Raw genomic sequence first — 18,761 nt, forward strand, 5'->3', positions numbered from 1 at the left:
TTTTGGCCCTTCGGGACCGGTGGTGCGACCACAGACGGCGCACTGCTCAAAGCACTGACTCATTTCTCGAGACTTTTACAGCTGAGGTGCGCGATGAATTCAAGCTTCTGGAAATCCGGCCATACCCCGACCCTGTTCGCGGCCTTCCTCTACTTCGACCTGAGCTTCATGGTCTGGTACCTGCTCGGCCCACTGGCGGTACAGATCTCCGCCGACCTGCACCTGACCACCCAGCAACGCGGCCTGATGGTCGCGACGCCGATCCTGGCTGGCGCCGTGCTGCGTTTGTTCATGGGCCTGCTGGCCGACCGGATCTCGCCAAAAACCGCCGGCATGGTGGGCCAGGTGATCGTGATCAGCGCGCTGTTCTGCGCCTGGAAACTGGGTATCCACAGCTACGAACAAGCCCTGCTGCTCGGCCTGTTCCTGGGTGTGGCCGGTGCTTCGTTCGCCGTGGCCCTGCCGCTGGCGTCCCAGTGGTATCCGCCACAGCATCAAGGCAAGGCCATGGGCATTGCCGGTGCTGGTAACTCGGGCACCGTGCTCGCTGCGTTGATCGCACCGGTCATGGCCGTGGCCTTCGGCTGGACCAACGTGTTCGGCTTCGCGCTGATCCCGCTGGTGCTGACCCTGGTGCTTTTCGCCTGGCTGGCCAAGAACGCCCCCGAGCGGCCAAAAGCCAAATCCATGGCCGATTACCTCAAGGCCCTGGGCGACCGCGACAGCTGGTGGTTCATGTTCTTCTATAGCGTGACCTTCGGCGGCTTCATCGGCCTGGCCAGCGCCCTGCCCGGCTACTTCAACGACCAATATGGCCTGAGCCCGGTCACCGCCGGCTACTACACCGCCGCCTGCGTCTTCGGTGGCAGCCTGATGCGTCCATTGGGCGGCGCCCTGGCGGACCGTTTCGGCGGCATCCGCACCTTGCTGGGCATGTACACTGTGGCGGCCGTCTGCATCGCCGCAGTGGGCTTCAACCTGCCGAGTTCCTACGCGGCCCTGGCCCTGTTCGTCTGCACCATGCTCGGTTTGGGTGCGGGCAACGGCGCGGTGTTCCAACTGGTGCCACAACGCTTCCGTCGCGAGATCGGCGTGATGACCGGGCTGATCGGCATGGCCGGCGGCATCGGCGGTTTCGCCCTGGCGGCGGGCATGGGCGCGATCAAGCAAAGCACCGGCAGCTATCAACTGGCGCTGTGGTTGTTCGCCAGCCTCGGTGTCCTGGCCTGGTTCGGCCTGCACGGCGTCAAGCGTCGCTGGAGAACCACTTGGGGTTCGGCAGCTGTCACCGCTGCTCGGGTATAAGCTGCAACCATGAGCCTGCAACTGAGTTTCGCCGAAGCCAGTGCCATCGGCCCGCGGGAGGAAAACCAGGACGCCCTGCGTCTGGTCACCCCCGCCCCAGCCCTGGCCGCCAGCAAGGGTTACCTGTTCGCCATCGCCGACGGCGTGAGCCAATGCGCCGACGGCGGGCTGGCCGCCCGTTCGACCTTGCAGGCGCTGGCCCTGGACTACTACTCCACGCCGCAAACCTGGGGCGTGGCCCAGGCGCTGGACCGGCTGTTGCTGGCGCAGAATCGCTGGCTGCAAGCCAACGGTGGCGGGCAACCGCTGCTCACCACCGTCAGCGCCCTGGTCCTGCGGGGCCGGCGCTTCACCCTCGCGCATGTCGGCGATTGCCGAGTCTACCGCTGGCACGCCGACCACCTGCAACGGGTCAGTGAGGATCACGTCTGGGAACAGCAAGGCATGCAGCATGTGCTCAAGCGCGCCCTGGGCCTGGATCAACACCTGATCCTCGACTTTCTCGACGGCGAGCTGCGCACCGACGAAACCTTCGTGCTGCTCAGCGACGGCGTCTGGGCGGTCCTGGGGGATACGGCCATCGCCGGTATCCTGCGCGACCAGCCGGACCTGGACCTGGCCGCGCAGACGCTGGTCAACGCCGCACACCTGGCCGGTAGCCAGGACAACGCCAGCGCCTTGCTGGTGCGGGTCGATGCGGTGGGCGAAGCCAGCATCGGCGATGCCCTGATCCAGCTGCAGCAATGGCCCCTGCCACCTGCGCTGAAACCGGGCCAGGTGTTCGAGGGCTGGCAGATCGAAAGCCTGCTCGGCCACAGCCAGCAATCGTTGCTCTACCGGGTACGCGACGGCCAGGGCCAACCCTGGCTGCTGAAAACCCTGCCCGTGCATCTACGGGACGACAGCCGGGCCGGACAGGCCCTGCTTTCGGAAGAATGGTTTCTCAAGCGCGTCGCAGGGCGGCAGTTTCCCGAGGTCCATGGCGTTCCCCAGCGTCAGCATTTGTACTACGTGATGCGGGAATATCCGGGTGCGACCCTGGCCGAGCTGTTCAACCAGGGCGGGCCGCTACCTCTGGCCCAGTGGTTGGACCTGGCGCAACGGCTGGTGCGGGCGGTGGGCCTGTTGCATCGAAGGCAGATCTACCACCGCGACATCAAGCCGGAAAACCTGCACCTGGGCGACGACGGGGAATTGCGCCTGCTGGATTTCGGCCTGGCGTACTGCCCGGGCCTGTCCGAGGACCAGGCCAACGTCTTGCCCGGCACCCCCAGCTACATTGCCCCGGAAGCCTTCGGCGGCACCGCGCCAACGGCGCAACAGGATTTGTATGCCGTCGGCGTGACTTTGTATTTCCTGCTGACCGGGCACTATCCCTACGGCGAAATCGAAGCCTTCCAGCGCCCGCGCTTTGGCGTGCCGGTCAGTGCCAGCCGCTATCGGCCGGACCTGCCCGAATGGCTCGGGCAAAGCCTGGAACGCGCCGTCGCGGCGGATCCGGAGCAGCGTTTTGAAACCGCCGAGGAATGGTTGTTGCTGCTGGAACAGGGCGAGCGCCGCAGCTTGAGCGTCAGGCCCAGGCCGCTGCTGGAAAGGGAGCCGCTGAAGGTCTGGCGGACGTTGGCGCTGGTGTCGCTGGTGGTGAATCTGGTGCTGCTGTTTCTAGTGTTTCATGGCTGAGATCCGGTCGCGCCCATCGCGAGCAAGCTTTGCTCCCACAGGGGCTCTGCTCCCACAGGGAATTTGCTGCCACAGGGGGACCTGCTCCCACAGGGAATTTGCTGCCACAGGGGACCTGCTCCCACAGGGAATTTGCTGCCACAGGGGACCTGCTCCCACAGGGAATTTGCTGCCACAGGGGACCTGCTCCCACAGGGAATTTGCTGCCACAGGGGACCTGCTCCCACAGGGAATTTGCTGCCACAGGGGACCTGCTCCCACAGGGAATTTGCTGCCACAGGGGACCTGCTCCCACAGGGAATTTGCTGCCACAGGGGATCTGCTGTGGGAGCAAAGCTTGCTCGCGATGGCGGCCTGCCTGCCACTACCAAGCTGCCGGCTGCCACGCTCCATTACCGGGCAACACGCTTTGATTCGGTGCAATAAATCCCTCCCCAATCCGCTCCACCAGCCCGCCACTCAATAAATCCGTGCCTTCGCGCCAGTTGGCACAACCACTGCATAATCCCTTTCAACAGACATAAGGCAACGCCTCCAACGATGAAGGCGGTGCTTCCCGAGAGAACGGGACCAGGACAAAGGCGTCCTCGCTAGCTTGCTAGCGGGACGCCTTTTTTTGTTTTCGTAAAAATGACCGAGCCAGTCCGATCGCCGTGATAAAGCGGACCTGAGCTTGCGGAGAACCCTGATGAAAAAACTCAAACTGGTGATGATCGGCAACGGCATGGCCGGGGTTCGAACCCTCGAGGAACTGCTCAAGCTGAGCAACGAGCTGTACGACATCACGGTGTTCGGCGCCGAGCCCCACACCAACTACAACCGCATCCTGCTCTCGCCGGTGCTGGCCGGTGAGCAGACGTTCGAAGAGATCGTGCTCAACGACCTGAGCTGGTACCTGGACAACAACATCAAGCTGCTGCTCAACCGCAAAGTGGTGGAAATCGACCGGGTCAAACGCCGGGTCATCGCCGAAGACGGCAGCGAAGCCGAGTACGACCGCTTGCTGATCGCCACCGGCTCCACACCCTTCATCCTGCCGATTCCTGGCAACACCCTGGAAGGCGTGATCGGTTACCGCGACATCGCCGACACCCAGGCGATGATCAACACCGCCAAGACCCACAAGCACGCCGTGGTGATCGGTGGCGGCCTGCTCGGCCTGGAAGCCGCCAACGGCTTGAAGCTGCGGGGCATGGACGTGACTGTGGTGCACCTGGGCGAATGGCTGCTGGAACGGCAACTGGACAAGACCAGCGGCCAACTGCTGCAGACCGCCCTGGAAAACCGTGGCCTGAAATTCCGCCTCAGCGAGCAGACCCAGGCCTTGCACGATGCCGGCAATGGCCGGGTCGGCTCGGTCCAGTTCAAGAACGGCGACATCATCCCCGCCGACCTGGTGGTGATGGCCGCCGGCATCCGTCCCAATACCGAACTGGCGGAAAAATCCGGCATCCCGTGCAACCGCGGGATCCTGGTCAACGACACGATGCAAACCTACGACCCGCGCATCTACGCCATTGGTGAATGCGCCAGCCACCGTGGCACCGCCTACGGCCTGGTGGCGCCGTTGTTCGAACAGGCCAAGGTCTGCGCCAACCACCTCGCGCAACTGGGCTTCGCCACTTACAAGGGTTCGGTCACCTCGACCAAGTTGAAGGTCACCGGCATCGACCTGTTCTCCGCCGGGGACTTCATGGGCGGCGAAGGCACCGAGACCATCACCCTTTCCGACCCCATCGGCGGCGTCTACAAAAAGCTGGTGATCAAGGATGACGTGCTGGTCGGTGCCTGCCTGTACGGCGATACGGCGGATGGCGGCTGGTATTTCCGCCAGATCCGTGAGAACCATGGCATCAGCGAGATCCGCGATCACTTGATGTTCGGTGAAAACGCCTTGGGCGACGTAGGCCACCAGGGCCAGGACAAAGCCATGAGCATGGCCGACAGCGCCGAAGTCTGCGGCTGCAACGGCGTGTGCAAGGGCACCATCGTCAAGGCGATCCAGGAGCACGGGCTGTTCAGCGTCGATGACGTGAAAAAACACACCAAAGCCGCCAGTTCCTGCGGTTCCTGCGCCGGCCTGGTGGAGCAGATCCTGATCAACACCGTCGGCGGTGCGGCGGACGTCAAGCCGAAAAGCGAAAAAGCCATCTGCGGTTGCAGCGACCTCAACCACGGCCAGATCCGCCAGGCGATCCGCGACCAGCACCTGCTGACCATCGCCGGGGCCATGAGCTACCTGAACTGGCGCACCCCCAACGGCTGCGCCACCTGCCGCCCGGCGTTGAACTACTACCTGATTTCCACCTGGCCCGGCGAAGCCCAGGACGACCCACAGTCGCGCCTGATCAACGAACGCGCCCACGCCAACATCCAGAAAGACGGCACCTATTCCGTGGTCCCGCGGATGTGGGGTGGCGTGACCAACCCTTCGGAACTGCGGCGCATCGCCGACGTGGCCGACAAATACAACGTGCCCATGGTCAAGGTCACCGGCGGTCAGCGCATCGATTTGCTGGGCATCAAGAAGCAGGACCTGCCCGGCGTCTGGAAAGACCTCGACATGCCGTCCGGCCACGCCTACGGCAAGTCCATCCGCACCGTGAAGACCTGCGTGGGCAGCGAGTTCTGCCGCTTCGGCACACAGAATTCCACCCAACTGGGTATCGAGCTGGAGCACGACCTGTTCAACATGTGGTCGCCGCACAAAGTGAAACTGGCCGTCTCCGGTTGCCCACGCAACTGTTCGGAAGCCGGCATCAAGGACGTCGGCATTATCGGTGTCGACTCCGGCTGGGAGATGTACATCGGCGGCAACGGCGGGATCAAGACCGAAGTCGCGGAGTTTTTCGTCAAGCTCAAGACCGCCGAAGAAGTGCGTGAATACAACGGTGCCTTCCTGCAGCTGTACCGCGAGGAAGCCTTCTACCTCGAACGCACCGTGCATTACATGCAGCGGGTCGGCATGGAGCACATCAAGAAAGCCGTGCTTGAAGATCCGGTTCGACGTAAGGCGCTCCATGAACGCCTGAAGTTTTCCCTGTCGCTGGAACAAGACCCGTGGAAACAACGCCTGGAACAACCCCAGTTGAAGAAAGAGTTTGAGGTCATCCCCGTGAAAAACCTGGAGGTGCCGGCATGAACTGGCTGGATATCTGCGCACTGGAAGACATCAATATCCTGGGTTCGCGCATCATCAATGGCCCGAAAGGCGACATCGCGATTTTTCGTACCAGCGACGATGAAGTGTTCGCCCTCGATGACCGTTGCCCGCACAAGGGTGGCCCGTTGTCCCAAGGGTTGGTCTATGGCAAACGCGTGGCCTGCCCGCTGCACAACTGGCAGATCGACCTGGAAAGCGGTCAGGCCCAGGCCCCGGACGTAGGCTGCGCCCATCATCATTCGGCCCGGGTCGAAAACGGCCGGGTGCAGTTGGCCCTGCGGGACGCAAGCTGATGAACCGCCAGATCACTGCCTCGACCTGCTGTTATTGCGGGGTCGGTTGCGGCGTCCTGATCGAGCATGACGGCGAGCGCATCCTCGGCGTCAGCGGCGATCCCGCCCATCCGGCCAACTTTGGCAAACTGTGCAGCAAGGGCTCGACCCTGCACCTGACCGGCGACCTCGCCGCACGCGCGCTCTACCCCGAACTGCGCCTGGGCAAAGGACTGGCCCGGGCCCGCACCGACTGGGACAGCGCCCTGGATCACGCCGTCAGCGTCTTCGCCGAGACCATCACCGAGCACGGCCCGGACAGCGTGGCGTTCTACATCTCCGGCCAATTGCTGACCGAGGACTACTACGCCTTCAACAAGCTCGCCCGGGCATTGGTGGGCACCAATAATATCGACAGCAATTCGCGGCTGTGCATGTCCTCCGCCGTGGTGGGCTACAAGCGCAGCCTCGGCGCCGACGCCCCGCCCTGCAGCTACGAAGACCTGGAGTTGAGCGACTGCGTGATGATCGTCGGCAGTAACATGGCCTACGCCCATCCCATCCTCTTTCGCCGTCTCGAAGAGGCGAAATCCCGTCGACCGCAGATGAAAATCATCGTCATCGACCCCCGGCGCACCGACACTTGCGATCTGGCAGACCTGCACCTGGCGATCCTGCCGGGCACCGATGTCGCCTTGTTCCATGGGATTTTGCACCTGCTGCTGTGGGAAGACTGGATCGACCGCGACTTCATCAAGGCCCACACCGAAGGCCTGGCGGAGCTGAAAAACCTGGTGCGCGATTACACCCCGAGCATGGTCGCCCAGCTGTGCGGCATCAGTGTCGAACAACTGCATCAGTGCGCCGAATGGGTCGGCACCTCGCCAAGCTTCCTGTCGTTGTGGTGCATGGGTTTGAACCAGTCCACCGCCGGTAGCGCGAAAAACAGCGCCCTGATCAACCTGCACCTGGCCACCGGGCAGATCGGCCGTCCAGGTGCGGGGCCGTTCTCGCTGACCGGTCAACCCAACGCCATGGGCGGACGGGAAACCGGCAGCCTGTCGAACCTGCTGCCGGGCCATCGCGAAGCCGCCAACCCGGAACATCGTGCCGAAGTCGCCCACTACTGGGGCGTCGAGCAACTGCCCGCCACCGCTGGCTTGAGCGCCATCGAGCTGTTCGAGCAGGTTCGCAGCGGCAAGATCAAGGCCTTGTGGATCGCCTGTACCAACCCTGCCCAATCGATGCCGGACCAGACCGCGGTACGTGAAGCCCTGCAAGCCTGCCCGTTCGTGGTGTTGCAGGAAGCGTTCCGGACCACCGAAACCGCCGCGTTTGCCGACCTGCTGCTGCCAGCGGCCAGTTGGGGCGAGAAAGAAGGTTCGGTGACCAACTCCGAACGGCGCATTTCCCACGTCCGCCGGGCCATCGGCGCACCGGGTGAAGCACGGCCGGACTGGGCAATCACGGTAGATTTCGCACAACGCCTGGAAAAACACCTGCGCCCGAGCCAACCCAGCCTGTTCGCCTTTGAAAGCCCGGCCCAACTCTTCGATGAATACAAACAGCTGACCCGTGGCCGCGACCTGGACTTGTCCGGCATCAGCCATGCCCTGATCGACCAACTCGGCCCTCAGCAATGGCCTTTCCCGGACGGCGCCACGGTCGGGACGGCGCGCCTGTACGTGGACGGAATTTTTCCTACTGACAGCGGCCGGGCGCGGTTTGTGGCCGACCCCTATCGCGCCGCCAAGGAACTGCGTGACGCCCGCTACCCGTTGACCCTGAACACCGGCCGCCTGCGGGACCAATGGCACGGCATGAGCCGTACCGGTACCGCCGCGCAGTTGTTTGGTCATGTGAACGAAGCGGTCCTCAGCCTGCACCCCGACGAACTGCAACGCCATCGCCTGCAAGCGGGCGACCTGGTCAGCCTCAAGAGCCGTCGCGGCAGCGTGATCGTGGCCGTGGACAGCGACGACAGCGTACGGCCCGGCCAGGCGTTCCTGCCCATGCACTGGGGCGACCGGTTCCTCAAGGGCGGCGTGAATACCCTGACGCAACCGGCCTTCGATCCCTTGTCGAAACAACCGGAACTCAAGCACAGCGGCGTACGCCTGGAACCGGTAAACCTGCCTTGGCAGCTTTTCGCCTTGATCGAAGGCGATGTTCAACAGCATCTGGAGGCCCTGCGCCCCCTGTGCGAGGCGTTTTCCTACGTCAGCCTGAGCCTGACTGGCCGTGAGCGTCCCGCGCTGCTGATTCGCGCTGCCAGCGCTGTCGCCCCCGAACCGCAACTGCTCCAGGCCATTGATGAACAATTGGGCCTGATCGATGGGCCGGTGCTGGCCTACGACGATCCGCGTCGCTCCATCGGTAAGCGGGTGCGCATCGAAAACGGCCGCATCACCGCCATTCGCCTGGCCGGCGAAACCCTGGCCCGGCACTGGTTGCAGAACCTGTGGCTGGAAGGTCGTGCCGATGAACAACTGCGGCGCTGGCTGCTGGCGCCTTTGAGCGCGCCGCCGGGCAATGTCGGCGCCGCAACGGGTGGCAGTAAAACGCTGTGCAACTGCATGAACGTCAGCCAGCGTGCGATCTGCGCAGGCATTGAACGCGGCCTGGACTTGCAGGGGCTCAAACAGGAGCTGGGCTGTGGCACGCAATGCGGCTCCTGCGTACCGGAAATCAAGCGCCTGCTGGTTGCCACTGCGCAACCGCTGGCGGCTATCTCGTGAGGAAAACACTATGAACGCAAAAGTCTGGCTGGTGGGTGCAGGTCCTGGTGACCCTGAATTGCTGACCCTCAAAGCCGTGCGCGCCTTGGGCGAAGCCGACGTGGTGCTGATCGACGATCTGGTCAACGCCGCGGTGCTGGAACATTGCCCCGACGCGCGCATCATTGCCGTGGGCAAGCGCGGCGGCTGCCGCTCCACGCCCCAGGCCTTTATCCATCGCCTGATGCTGCGCTATGCCCGCCAGGGCAAATGCGTGGTGCGTCTCAAGGGTGGCGACCCATGCATCTTCGGCCGCGGCGGTGAAGAGGCGCAGTGGCTGCGCGAGCAGGGTGTCGAAGTGGAGATGGTCAATGGCATCACCGCCGGCCTCGCGGGGGCGACCCAGTGCGATATTCCACTGACCCTGCGCGGGATTGCCCGGGGCGTGACGCTGGTGACGGCCCACACCCAGGATGGCAGCAGCCTGAACTGGCAAGCCTTGGCGCAAAGCGGCACGACGCTGGTGGTGTACATGGGTGTGGCGAAACTGAGCGAAATTCGCGAACAGTTGCTGGCCGGTGGCCTGGCCGCGAACACGCCTGTCGCCATGATCGAAAATGCGTCCCTGCCCCATCAACGTGACTGCCGCAGCGACCTGGCCTCGATGGAAGCCGATGCCAGCACCTTTCAACTCAAGAGCCCGGCGATCCTGGTGATTGGCGCGGTGGCCGGTGCTGCCGAACTGGCCACCTCCCCGTCTGCCTGGGCCCAGGTTTCAGCCCTCTGACATAGACCCCCTACCAGTGTGGGAGCGAGCTTGCTCGCGATGGCGGTGTATCAGCAGCCTGGATGGTGACTGACACACAGCAATCGCGAGCAAGCTCGCTCCCACAATGGGATCTGAGTTCGACCGGGAGAGCCAGGCCGGCTGTTAGGCCGCCTCGCGAGCAAGCTTTGCTCCCACAGATCGGATGGGCGTACGACCGGGAGAACCAGACCGGCTGTTAGGCCGCCTCGCTTTTGATTTTGATCTGGGACGCCCCGTTAACCACGCTGGCCGAACGCAGGCATTGCGCAGTGGGCAACCCGGCATGGATGCCGGGTTAGCCGCGCTGGGCCATGGATGGCCCTTCGCGGCGGGCCCACGGAGCAATGCCGGAGTGAGGGCATGCCGAGCCTAAGCGAGGCACCGAGTGGTGGGGCAAGCCTTTTTTGCTTACTTTTTTTGGCGTCTGAAAAAAAGTGAGCCGCCGTAAGGGCGGAACCCTAAGTAGCCGTTACCGCAGCAATGGATATGTACCCGATCATGCCGTCAGACCGCCATCGCGCAGCAATGGATATGCACCCAATCAAACCGCCACCGTAAACTATTTCCCCGCTGATTTTCATAAATCCCAGGCAAAGAAAAGCCCGGCCTAGGCCGGGCTCTTCCAAAGCTGTGGGCTAATTACTTAGCTTGGGCTTCAACCTGCGCTTCTACGCGACGGTTAACTGCACGACCAGCTTCAGTGGCGTTGTCAGCAACTGGGCGGGATTCGCCGTAGCCAACAGACTGAACGCGGGACGATTCAACACCGTACTGGTTGGTCAGAACTTGCTTAACGGCGTTTGCACGACGCTCAGACAGTTTCTGGTTGTAAGCGTCAGGACCGACGGAGTCAGTGTGACCTTCAACAGTGGTGCTGGTGGATGGGTACTGCTTCATGAAGTCAGCCAGGTTCTTGATGTCGCCGTAGCTGTTAGGCTTGACAACCGACTTGTCGAAGTCGAACTTCACGTCCAGCTCAACACGTACGACTTCAGCAACAGCTGGGCAGCCATCAGCGTCAACGGTTACGTTGGCTGGGGTGTCAGGGCACTTGTCGACGTTGTCGCACACGCCATCGTTGTCGCTGTCGGAGCAGACTTCAGCCGGAGCTGGAACTGGAGCAGCAGCAGGCTTGGAGCCGCCACCGAAGTTCACACCGATACCGACGCTTGGAGCCCACTCGGTGTCGCCCTGGTCGATGTTGTACTGAGCTTCAACGCCGGCACGGGCGTAGAAGTTCTCGGTGAAGTACAGCTTGGCGCCGCCGCCAACGTTGGCGAAGGTGGAACGGTTACGGCCGTTGCTGCCATTCTGGTCGATGCTCTGGTCGGAGAAACCGGCCGAAACGTATGGACGCAGCATGTCGCCTGGGTTGTTGAAGTGGTACAGAGCGTCCAGAGCGGTGTTGGCGCCTTTGACGTTGGTGCCGTCGTCAGTACGGGCGTTGTGCACTTCGTCGTAGGCCAGACGCAGTTCAACGTCGTCGGTCAGGAAGTAACCAACCGAACCGCCGAACAGGTTGCCGTTGTTCTTGAAGTTACGAGCGCTGTCGAATTGTTCTTTCTTGGCGAAGCCTTCGATTTCAACTGCGCCTTGGCCTTGTGCCAGAGCGCCGAACGAAGTGGCAGCAATCAAAGAACCAATGGCAAAGCCCAAGGTGTTTTTCAGTTTCATCCGTTAAATCCCCATCTGGTGATTGTGAAGCAGTCCCGCAAACCGGGGGACAACTCGGCGGCAAGTCTAACAGAACTTGCCTACACGTAAGAGATATTTGCGCCGAACTTAAGTTTCAGCAATGCCTGCAAATTTCTCACGCAATTTGTCAAGAGCGCGCTTGTAACGCATTTTTGTCGCGCTCAAACCCATATGCATTATGTCTGCGATCTCCTGGAATTCCAGCTCTGCGACAAATCGTAGCACCAGAATTTCCCGATCGATCGGGTTCACATAGACCAGCCAGCGATCGAGTCCCCCCTTCTCCTCGGGCTTGGGCGCCTTATCTTCCGACGCTTCCTCCAGAGGATCCAGGCTCAAAGCGTCCATCAAGCGACGCTTTCGCCGTTCCTTGCGATACTGCGTGATGCATTCGTTGTAGGTGATGCTGTAGAGCCAGGTCTTGAACTTCGATTTCCCCTCGAAGTTCTTCAACCCATACAGCACCTTCAACATCACCTCCTGACAGACATCGTCAGCATCGCGATCGTTCCCAAGATATCGTGCACAAACGTTAAATAATGTTCTCTGGTAGCGGCGCATCAATTCTTCATAGGCGCGCGTTACGTGAAACAGCTCGGTATGCGCGCGCGCGACCAACTCCTCATCGGAGAGATCACGGGGGTCGTAGCGCGTAGATAGCGATTGGGGTTTGTTCAAAACAAGTCGGGCCGACAGTCTAGGTCAATGTGCGCCGCAGCCTGCGATAGCAGGCATTTTGCGGCGGCATACATTAGCAGGGTTTGCCGGGTTAGCGGCTACTCACATGCTGTTCCAGCAGGATCCGATTGGAAAGCGACACCAGCTCGCCCTCCTCGGTCAGCAATGTGGTCTTCACCGTGCCAATCTCTTCGATCTGGCCTTCGACCTCGCCAACACGCACTTGTTGCCCAACCTCATACAATTCACGCACATAGATTCCCGCCAGGATCTGACCGGCGATTTCACGACTCCCCAATCCCATTGCCAGCGCAACCGCCAGACCAACGGTAATCAAAACGATCACGATCACGTGGTTGAGCAGGTCAGTCTTGACCTCCAACTGGCTGATCGCCACCGAAATACTGATGATGATCACCAGGCCCTGAGCAATTCGCCCTACGCCAGCGGCGTAGTCCAGCCCAACGCCCTCGGCCGCGCCGCGCACCAGCCCATTGGCCAGTTGCGCCAGCAGAACGCCGACCAGCAACACCAGCGCAGCACCAAAAACCTTCGGCAAATACAATGCGAGCATATCGAGCGTAGCCGAAACTCGCTCAAGGCCAAGGGATTCTGCTGCCGAAACCAGGAAAATCAGCAATACGAACCAATACACGATCTTGCCGACCAGGGTCGAGATCGGTACCTGGATGCCGCCACGGGACAGCAACTTGGTCAGGCCGGTGCCGCCCATCAGGCGATCGAGGCCCAGCTTGGCAAGCAGCTTGGACAGCAGCGTGTCCAGCAGCTTGGCCACGACAAAGCCCAACAGCAGTACCACCAGGGCGCCGAAGAGGTTGGGGATGAAGTTAGCTACTTTGGTCCACAACGCAGTCATCGCCGTGACGAGGCTCTGGGTCCAGAGATCAAGTTCCATATTCAATCAGCCTTATCAGCGGTGCGAGTAACAGGTTTACGGCGGGAAACCGGCGAGAGATGGGCCGATCCGTTATTCAGGGCGATCATCAGCGCGGGCAACCAGCGGCCCAGCAGGCTGAACAGATCACCTGCGCCGACCTGGCGGTTGGCGGTTTTCAGTACACGTCCCAGGCATGCATCGTCGTCCCGGCTGGACGGCGAAGCCTTGAGCATGTCGCGCAAAGACTGTTCAAACGGATCGTGCATACGCACCTCTCGTGATGTCTGTGGAAGACGCGATCAAATTTCGTCGGGTCACATGAAACCCCATCACACCCAGCGCAAACGACGGAACAACCACCACTGCCCCAGCGCCACGCAGATCATCAGCAGGCAGGCGACCATGAAACCGTAGGGGCTTGCGGAAAACGGAATGCCGCCGACATTGATACCCAGAAGGCCGGTGAGAAAACTCATCGGCAGGAAAATCCCGGTGACGATACCGAAGCGGTACATGGTGCGGTTCATGCGCACCGAAAGGCGCCGGTCTTCGGCCTCCAGCACAAGCCCCACGCGCTCTCGGGTCAATTCCAGCTCCTCGAGGTAACGGGTCAGGCTGTTGTTCAATTCGTTCCAGTAGTCGCCGTCATCGTCGCAAAACCATGGCAGTTTGAGCCGCGTCATCTGGCCGAAGATGTCCCGCTGTGGCGCCAGGAATCGCTTGAGCCCGGCAGCCCTTCGACGGATGTGCAAAATGGCGTCGTGCTCAGGGGTATACCGTTCGTCGGTATCGAGTTTTTCTTCCTCGGTATCGACGATTTCGGAGAGGCAGGTGACCAGGTCCTGCACCTTATTGGTGAGGTATTGCGCCATGTAGAGGATGAGTTCGGACGCCGTTTTCGGACCCTTGCCCTCGGCCAGCTGCGCCAGCAGCTCATCGGTGGCGCGCAACGGACGCAGGCGCAGGGAGATCACCCGCTGGGCAGACACAAAGATCCGTACCGACACCATGTCTTCAGGCTCGGCACCCGGGTTGAGGTTGATCCCCCGCAGGAACAGCAGCAGTTCGGCGTTGGGCAACGGCAACAAGCGCGGCCGGGTGTTCTCTTCGAGCAGCAAGTCGCAGTTGAATTCGCTCAGGCCGCTGGATTTGCGCAGCCAGGTGTGGGTTTGCGGATGACTGCGATCCCAGTGCAGCCACAGGCTTTCATGGGCCTGCAACTGCAAATCGTCGAGTTCGGTCCGGGCTATGGAACGCGCGCCGCCTTTACCGTCCAGCACCAGGGCATGCACCAGCCCCCATTGCGCGTTTTCTTCCTCGAACATCCTCATCCCTTATGGCTGTACTGCTTCATTCAGGCATTTTCAGCGGGCTTGGCGAGACGATTACGCCGTTATTGTCCGCATAGACATACTCGCCCGGGCGAAACGTCACGCCGGCAAAGGTCACCGGCACATTGAGCTCGCCGACGCCACGCCGGTCGGTCTTCATCGGGTGACTGGCCAGGGCCTGAACCCCGAGGTCCGTCTGGGCGATGATGTCGACGTCGCGGATGCAACCGTAGACCACCAGCCCTTCCCAGCCGTTTTTCGCGGCTTTTTCCGCCAGCATGTCCCCCAGCAGCGCCCGACGCAGGGAACCGCCGCCATCGACCACCAGCACCTTGCCGTTGCCCTTGAGTTCAACCTGCTCCTTGACCCGCGAGTTGTCCTCGAAGCACTTGATGGTCACGATTTCGCCGCCGAAGGAATCGCGGCCGCCGAAATTGCTGAACATCGGCTCCAACACCTGTACCAGTTCCGGGTAGGCGTCGCACAGGTCGGGCGTGAGGTAATGGTTCATCGAACAACTCCTGAAAGGCTGGAACGTCGGACTGAATGAGCAACCGTTTGTGACTGGAACCGCTTGAAGCGTCATATCTTAGCCGCAAGCCGACCAGAGCGAAATGCCCTTGTCAGAGCCTTCGCCTCAAACCGCCTCGGCCAACTGGGGCTGTTCGGCCAGCAAAGGGGCCTGCTGATCCTTGAGCCAACGCGCCACCAGCGGCCAGACTTCAAGATGCGCAGCCTTGCTGACCAGCATCTCGACGTGACCGAAGTCTTCGGTGAAACCCTGTCCCCGGCCCAGGCAGACAAACTGCTTGTGCTCGGAACCAATCTGATCGAAGAGCTTGCGGCACGCCCAGGTCGGGTCCTGGTGATCGCCTGTGGCACTCACCGCCAACACCGGCAACTGGACATCGGCCAACCCGGCCCACCAGTTCTTCTCGGCATCGCCGAAACGTCCGAACAGGCCGTACCAGCGCATGCTTTCCAGGGCCAGGCCGATGGGCTCGTCCTCGGGGCCGCGCTTGAGCCTTGAACCGGACAATTGAGCAAAACGCTTGAGGATGAAGCGACCGCTCCACTCCACTGGCGGAATCTTCAACGGCCAGTAGGTACGGCTGACCTGGGTACCAAAGAACGCCGCCGAAGCCACCGCCGGCTCGCCCAGGTAATGGCCGCCCAAGGCGGCCGCCAGGGTGATGCCACCCAGGGAGTGACCGATCCAGTGGGGCACTTGCCCACTCTGCTCACGCACGAAGGCGCCAATGGCCGGCAAGTCGTAGCGGGCGTAGTCGGCCACGCGATTGTTGCGATAGCCCTGGTTGCGCTGGGACAACCCATGGCCGCGCATCTCGGGAATCCAGACATCGAACCCCAGGCGTGCCAGGTACGCGCCCAGGCCCAGGCCCTTGGGGGAATACCAGAAACGCCGATTGGAAAAACTGCCGTGCAACAGGATCACCGGGACCCCACGGGTTTCGCAGGCGTCGGCCATGCCCAGCCGGGTGACGGCCAGTTCGACGCTGGCGTCCGGGCTGTTGCCGGGTTTCAAGCGATAGACATCTTCGCTCAGATCACCGCGCCGCTCGGCGCTGATCAGGGCGACAGGAAAGAGGTTGCTGCTGCTTTGCATGATCTTCTTGCACAAAAAAAAGACGACTGTGGGAGCGAGCTTGCTCGCGATGGCGGTGGATCAGCAAAACAATCTTGGCTGACACTCCGCTATCGCGAGCAAGCTCGCTCCCACAAAGGTTACCCGGCTTACATTACCGGTGAGGCCCCTTCACTCGATCAGACCGCCGCCTGACCCTCAGCCAGGAAGAACCAGGTTTCCAACACGGAGTCCGGGTTCAACGAAACGCTTTCGATGCCCTGCTCCATCAGCCACTTGGCCAGGTCCGGGTGGTCCGAAGGGCCCTGGCCGCAGATGCCGATGTACTTGCCAGCCTTGTTGCAGGCGGCGATGGCGTTGGCCAGCAGCTTCTTGACCGCCGGATTCCGCTCGTCGAACAGGTGCGCGATGATCCCGGAGTCGCGGTCCAGGCCCAGGGTCAGCTGGGTCAGGTCGTTGGAACCGATGGAGAAGCCGTCGAAGAACTCGAGGAATTCTTCAGCCAGGATCGCGTTGGACGGCAGCTCGCACATCATGATCACGCGCAGGCCGTTTTCGCCACGGGCCAGGCCGTTTTCCGCCAGCAGGTCGACGACCTGGCTCGCTTCGCCCAGGGTCCGGACGAACGGCACCATGATCTCGACGTTGGTCAGGCCCATCTCGTTGCGCACGCGCTTGAGGGCGCGGCACTCGAGTTCGAAGCAGTCACGGAACGCTTCGCTGATGTAGCGCGAAGCGCCACGGAAGCCCAGCATCGGGTTTTCTTCTTCCGGCTCGTAAAGCTTGCCGCCGATCAGGTTGGCGTATTCGTTGGACTTGAAGTCCGACAGGCGCACGATGACCTTTTTCGGCCAGAACGCTGCGGCCAGGGTGCTGATGCCTTCCACCAGCTTCTCGACGTAGAAACCGACCGGATCGTTGTAACCGGCAATGCGCTTGTCGACGCTGTCCTTGATTTCCTGCGGCAGGCCGTCGTAGTTCAGCAGCGCCTTGGGGTGCACGCCGATCATGCGATTGATGATGAACTCCAGGCGGGCCAGGCCCACGCCAGCGTTCGGCAGCTGCGCGAAGTCGAAGGCGCGGTCCGGGTTGCCGACGTTCATCATGATCTTGAACGGCAGGTCCGGCATGGCGTCCACGGAGTTCTTCTTGATGTCGAAGCCCAGTTCGCCTTCGAAGATGTAGCCGGTATCGCCTTCGGCGCAGGACACGGTCACACCCTGGCCATCCTTGAGCAGTTCGGTGGCGTTGCCGCAACCGACCACTGCTGGGATCCCCAGTTCACGGGCGATGATCGCCGCGTGGCAGGTACGCCCGCCACGGTTGGTGACGATGGCGCTGGCGCGCTTCATCACCGGTTCCCAGTCCGGGTCGGTCATGTCGGAGACCAGTACGTCACCGGCCTGGACCTTGTCCATCTCCGAGACGTCCTTGATGATCCGCACCTTGCCGGCGCCGATGCGCTGGCCGATGGCGCGGCCTTCCACCAGCACGGTGCCGGTTTCCTTGAGCAGGTAGCGCTCCATGACGTTGGCCTGGGTGCGGCTCTTCACGGTTTCCGGGCGGGCTTGCACGATGTACAGCTTGCCGTCGTCACCGTCCTTGGCCCATTCGATGTCCATCGGGCACTTGTAGTGCTGTTCGATGATCATCGCCTGCTTGGCCAGTTCGCTGACTTCGGCGTCACTCAGGCAGAAACGCGCGCGCTCGGCCTTGTCCACGTCGACGGTCTTCACCGAACGACCGGCCTTGGCTTCGTCGCCGTAGATCATCTTGATGGCCTTGCTGCCCAGGTTGCGGCGCAGGATGGCCGGGCGACCGGCTTGCAGCGTGCCTTTGTGGACGTAGAACTCATCCGGGTTCACCGCGCCCTGCACGACGGTTTCACCCAGGCCGTAGGCGCCGGTGATGAACACCACGTCACGGAAGCCCGACTCGGTGTCGAGGGTGAACATCACGCCGGCGGTGCCGGTTTCGGAGCGGACCATACGCTGCACACCGGCGGACAGGGCAACCAGCTTGTGGTCGAAGCCCTGGTGCACGCGGTAGGAAATGGCACGGTCGTTGAAAAGGGAGGCAAAGACTTCCTTGGCGGCGCGGATGACGTTTTCCACGCCACGAATGTTCAGGAAGGTTTCCTGCTGGCCGGCGAAGGAGGCGTCCGGCAGGTCTTCGGCGGTGGCCGAGGAACGCACGGCGACGGCGATGTCGGGATTACCTTCGGACAGCTTGGCGAAAGCGGTGCGGATCTCGGCGTTCAGTTTCTCGGGGAACTCGGCTTCCATGATCCATTGGCGGATCTGGGCACCAGTCTTGGCCAGGGCATTGACGTCATCGACGTCCAGGGCATCGAGCGCATCGTGGATCTGCTTGTTCAGGCCGCTCAGTTCCAGGAAATCACGATAAGCCTGGGCGGTCGTGGCGAAGCCACCTGGCACCGATACGCCGGCACCGGCGAGGTTGCTGATCATCTCGCCCAGGGATGCGTTCTTGCCCCCCACATGCTCCACATCATGGACGCCGAGCTTATCGAGGGAAACTACGTACTCTACCAAGGTGATCTCTCCACTAACTGTGTTGGAAAAGCTCAAGGCACCGGTGGCTCCAG

Annotated in this window: 14 protein-coding genes; 6 read left to right on the forward strand and 8 right to left on the reverse strand. The window is 61.9% G+C overall.

What is annotated here, in order from left to right; translation table 11 throughout:
• Positions 1-93: 93 nt before the first annotated feature.
• From AB4O09_RS21760 to cobA, 6 genes are all read left to right on the forward strand, one after another.
• Complete coding sequence (locus AB4O09_RS21760) at positions 94-1,305, forward strand: nitrate/nitrite transporter (RefSeq protein WP_003199537.1); 1,212 nt, start codon at positions 94-96, stop codon at positions 1,303-1,305.
• Between the two features lie 9 nt (positions 1,306-1,314).
• The gene (locus AB4O09_RS21765; protein ID WP_003199535.1) at positions 1,315-2,985 is read left to right on the forward strand and encodes a bifunctional protein-serine/threonine kinase/phosphatase; all 1,671 of its coding nucleotides are present in this window, start codon (positions 1,315-1,317) and stop codon (positions 2,983-2,985) included.
• A 688-nt stretch (positions 2,986-3,673) separates the two neighbouring features.
• A complete protein-coding gene (nirB, locus tag AB4O09_RS21770) occupies positions 3,674-6,127 on the forward strand; it encodes a nitrite reductase large subunit NirB (protein WP_003199533.1) in 2,454 nt (817 codons plus the stop codon).
• Positions 6,124-6,441, forward strand: a complete 318-nt coding sequence (gene nirD, locus AB4O09_RS21775; protein ID WP_003199531.1) for a nitrite reductase small subunit NirD — start codon at positions 6,124-6,126, stop codon at positions 6,439-6,441. Before nirB ends, nirD begins: the two co-directional genes overlap by 4 nt.
• The gene (locus tag AB4O09_RS21780) at positions 6,441-9,158 is read left to right on the forward strand and encodes a nitrate reductase (protein WP_038859101.1); all 2,718 of its coding nucleotides are present in this window, start codon (positions 6,441-6,443) and stop codon (positions 9,156-9,158) included. Before nirD ends, AB4O09_RS21780 begins: the two co-directional genes overlap by 1 nt.
• 10 nt (positions 9,159-9,168) lie before the next feature.
• Entirely contained in the window at positions 9,169-9,924 is a 756-nt protein-coding gene (cobA, locus tag AB4O09_RS21785; RefSeq protein WP_027912681.1) for a uroporphyrinogen-III C-methyltransferase, read from the forward strand.
• A gap of 660 nt (positions 9,925-10,584) precedes the next feature.
• On the opposite strand, the gene AB4O09_RS21790 is transcribed toward cobA, so the two are convergent.
• The 8 genes from AB4O09_RS21790 to ppsA form a co-directional block, all read right to left on the reverse strand.
• Positions 10,585-11,619: an OmpA family protein gene (locus AB4O09_RS21790; protein WP_003199525.1), complete on the reverse strand. Its 1,035-nt coding sequence runs from the start codon at positions 11,617-11,619 to the stop codon at positions 10,585-10,587.
• Between the two features lie 108 nt (positions 11,620-11,727).
• The gene (sigX, locus tag AB4O09_RS21795; protein WP_003183614.1) at positions 11,728-12,318 is read right to left on the reverse strand and encodes an RNA polymerase sigma factor SigX; all 591 of its coding nucleotides are present in this window, start codon (positions 12,316-12,318) and stop codon (positions 11,728-11,730) included.
• A 91-nt stretch (positions 12,319-12,409) separates the two neighbouring features.
• A complete protein-coding gene (locus tag AB4O09_RS21800) occupies positions 12,410-13,234 on the reverse strand; it encodes a mechanosensitive ion channel family protein (protein WP_003199523.1) in 825 nt (274 codons plus the stop codon).
• Positions 13,235-13,236: 2 nt separating this feature from the next.
• Complete coding sequence (locus AB4O09_RS21805; protein ID WP_003199521.1) at positions 13,237-13,482, reverse strand: hypothetical protein; 246 nt, start codon at positions 13,480-13,482, stop codon at positions 13,237-13,239.
• A 63-nt stretch (positions 13,483-13,545) separates the two neighbouring features.
• Complete coding sequence (locus AB4O09_RS21810) at positions 13,546-14,541, reverse strand: zinc transporter ZntB (RefSeq protein WP_038858918.1); 996 nt, start codon at positions 14,539-14,541, stop codon at positions 13,546-13,548.
• Between the two features lie 25 nt (positions 14,542-14,566).
• Positions 14,567-15,058 carry a ribonuclease E activity regulator RraA gene (gene rraA / locus AB4O09_RS21815; RefSeq protein WP_003199517.1) on the reverse strand — a complete coding sequence of 164 codons (492 nt, stop codon included), beginning with the start codon at positions 15,056-15,058 and terminating at the stop codon, positions 14,567-14,569.
• Between the two features lie 126 nt (positions 15,059-15,184).
• On the reverse strand, positions 15,185-16,174 hold the full coding sequence (locus tag AB4O09_RS21820) for an alpha/beta fold hydrolase (RefSeq protein ID WP_003199516.1): 990 nt from the start codon (positions 16,172-16,174) through the stop codon (positions 15,185-15,187).
• Positions 16,175-16,332: 158 nt separating this feature from the next.
• Positions 16,333-18,708 (reverse strand): phosphoenolpyruvate synthase, encoded by a 2,376-nt coding sequence (gene ppsA / locus AB4O09_RS21825; protein ID WP_003199513.1) that lies wholly within the window; start codon positions 18,706-18,708, stop codon positions 16,333-16,335.
• Positions 18,709-18,761: the final 53 nt, after the last annotated feature.

The organism is Pseudomonas sp. H1_F01 (assembly GCF_054681425.1).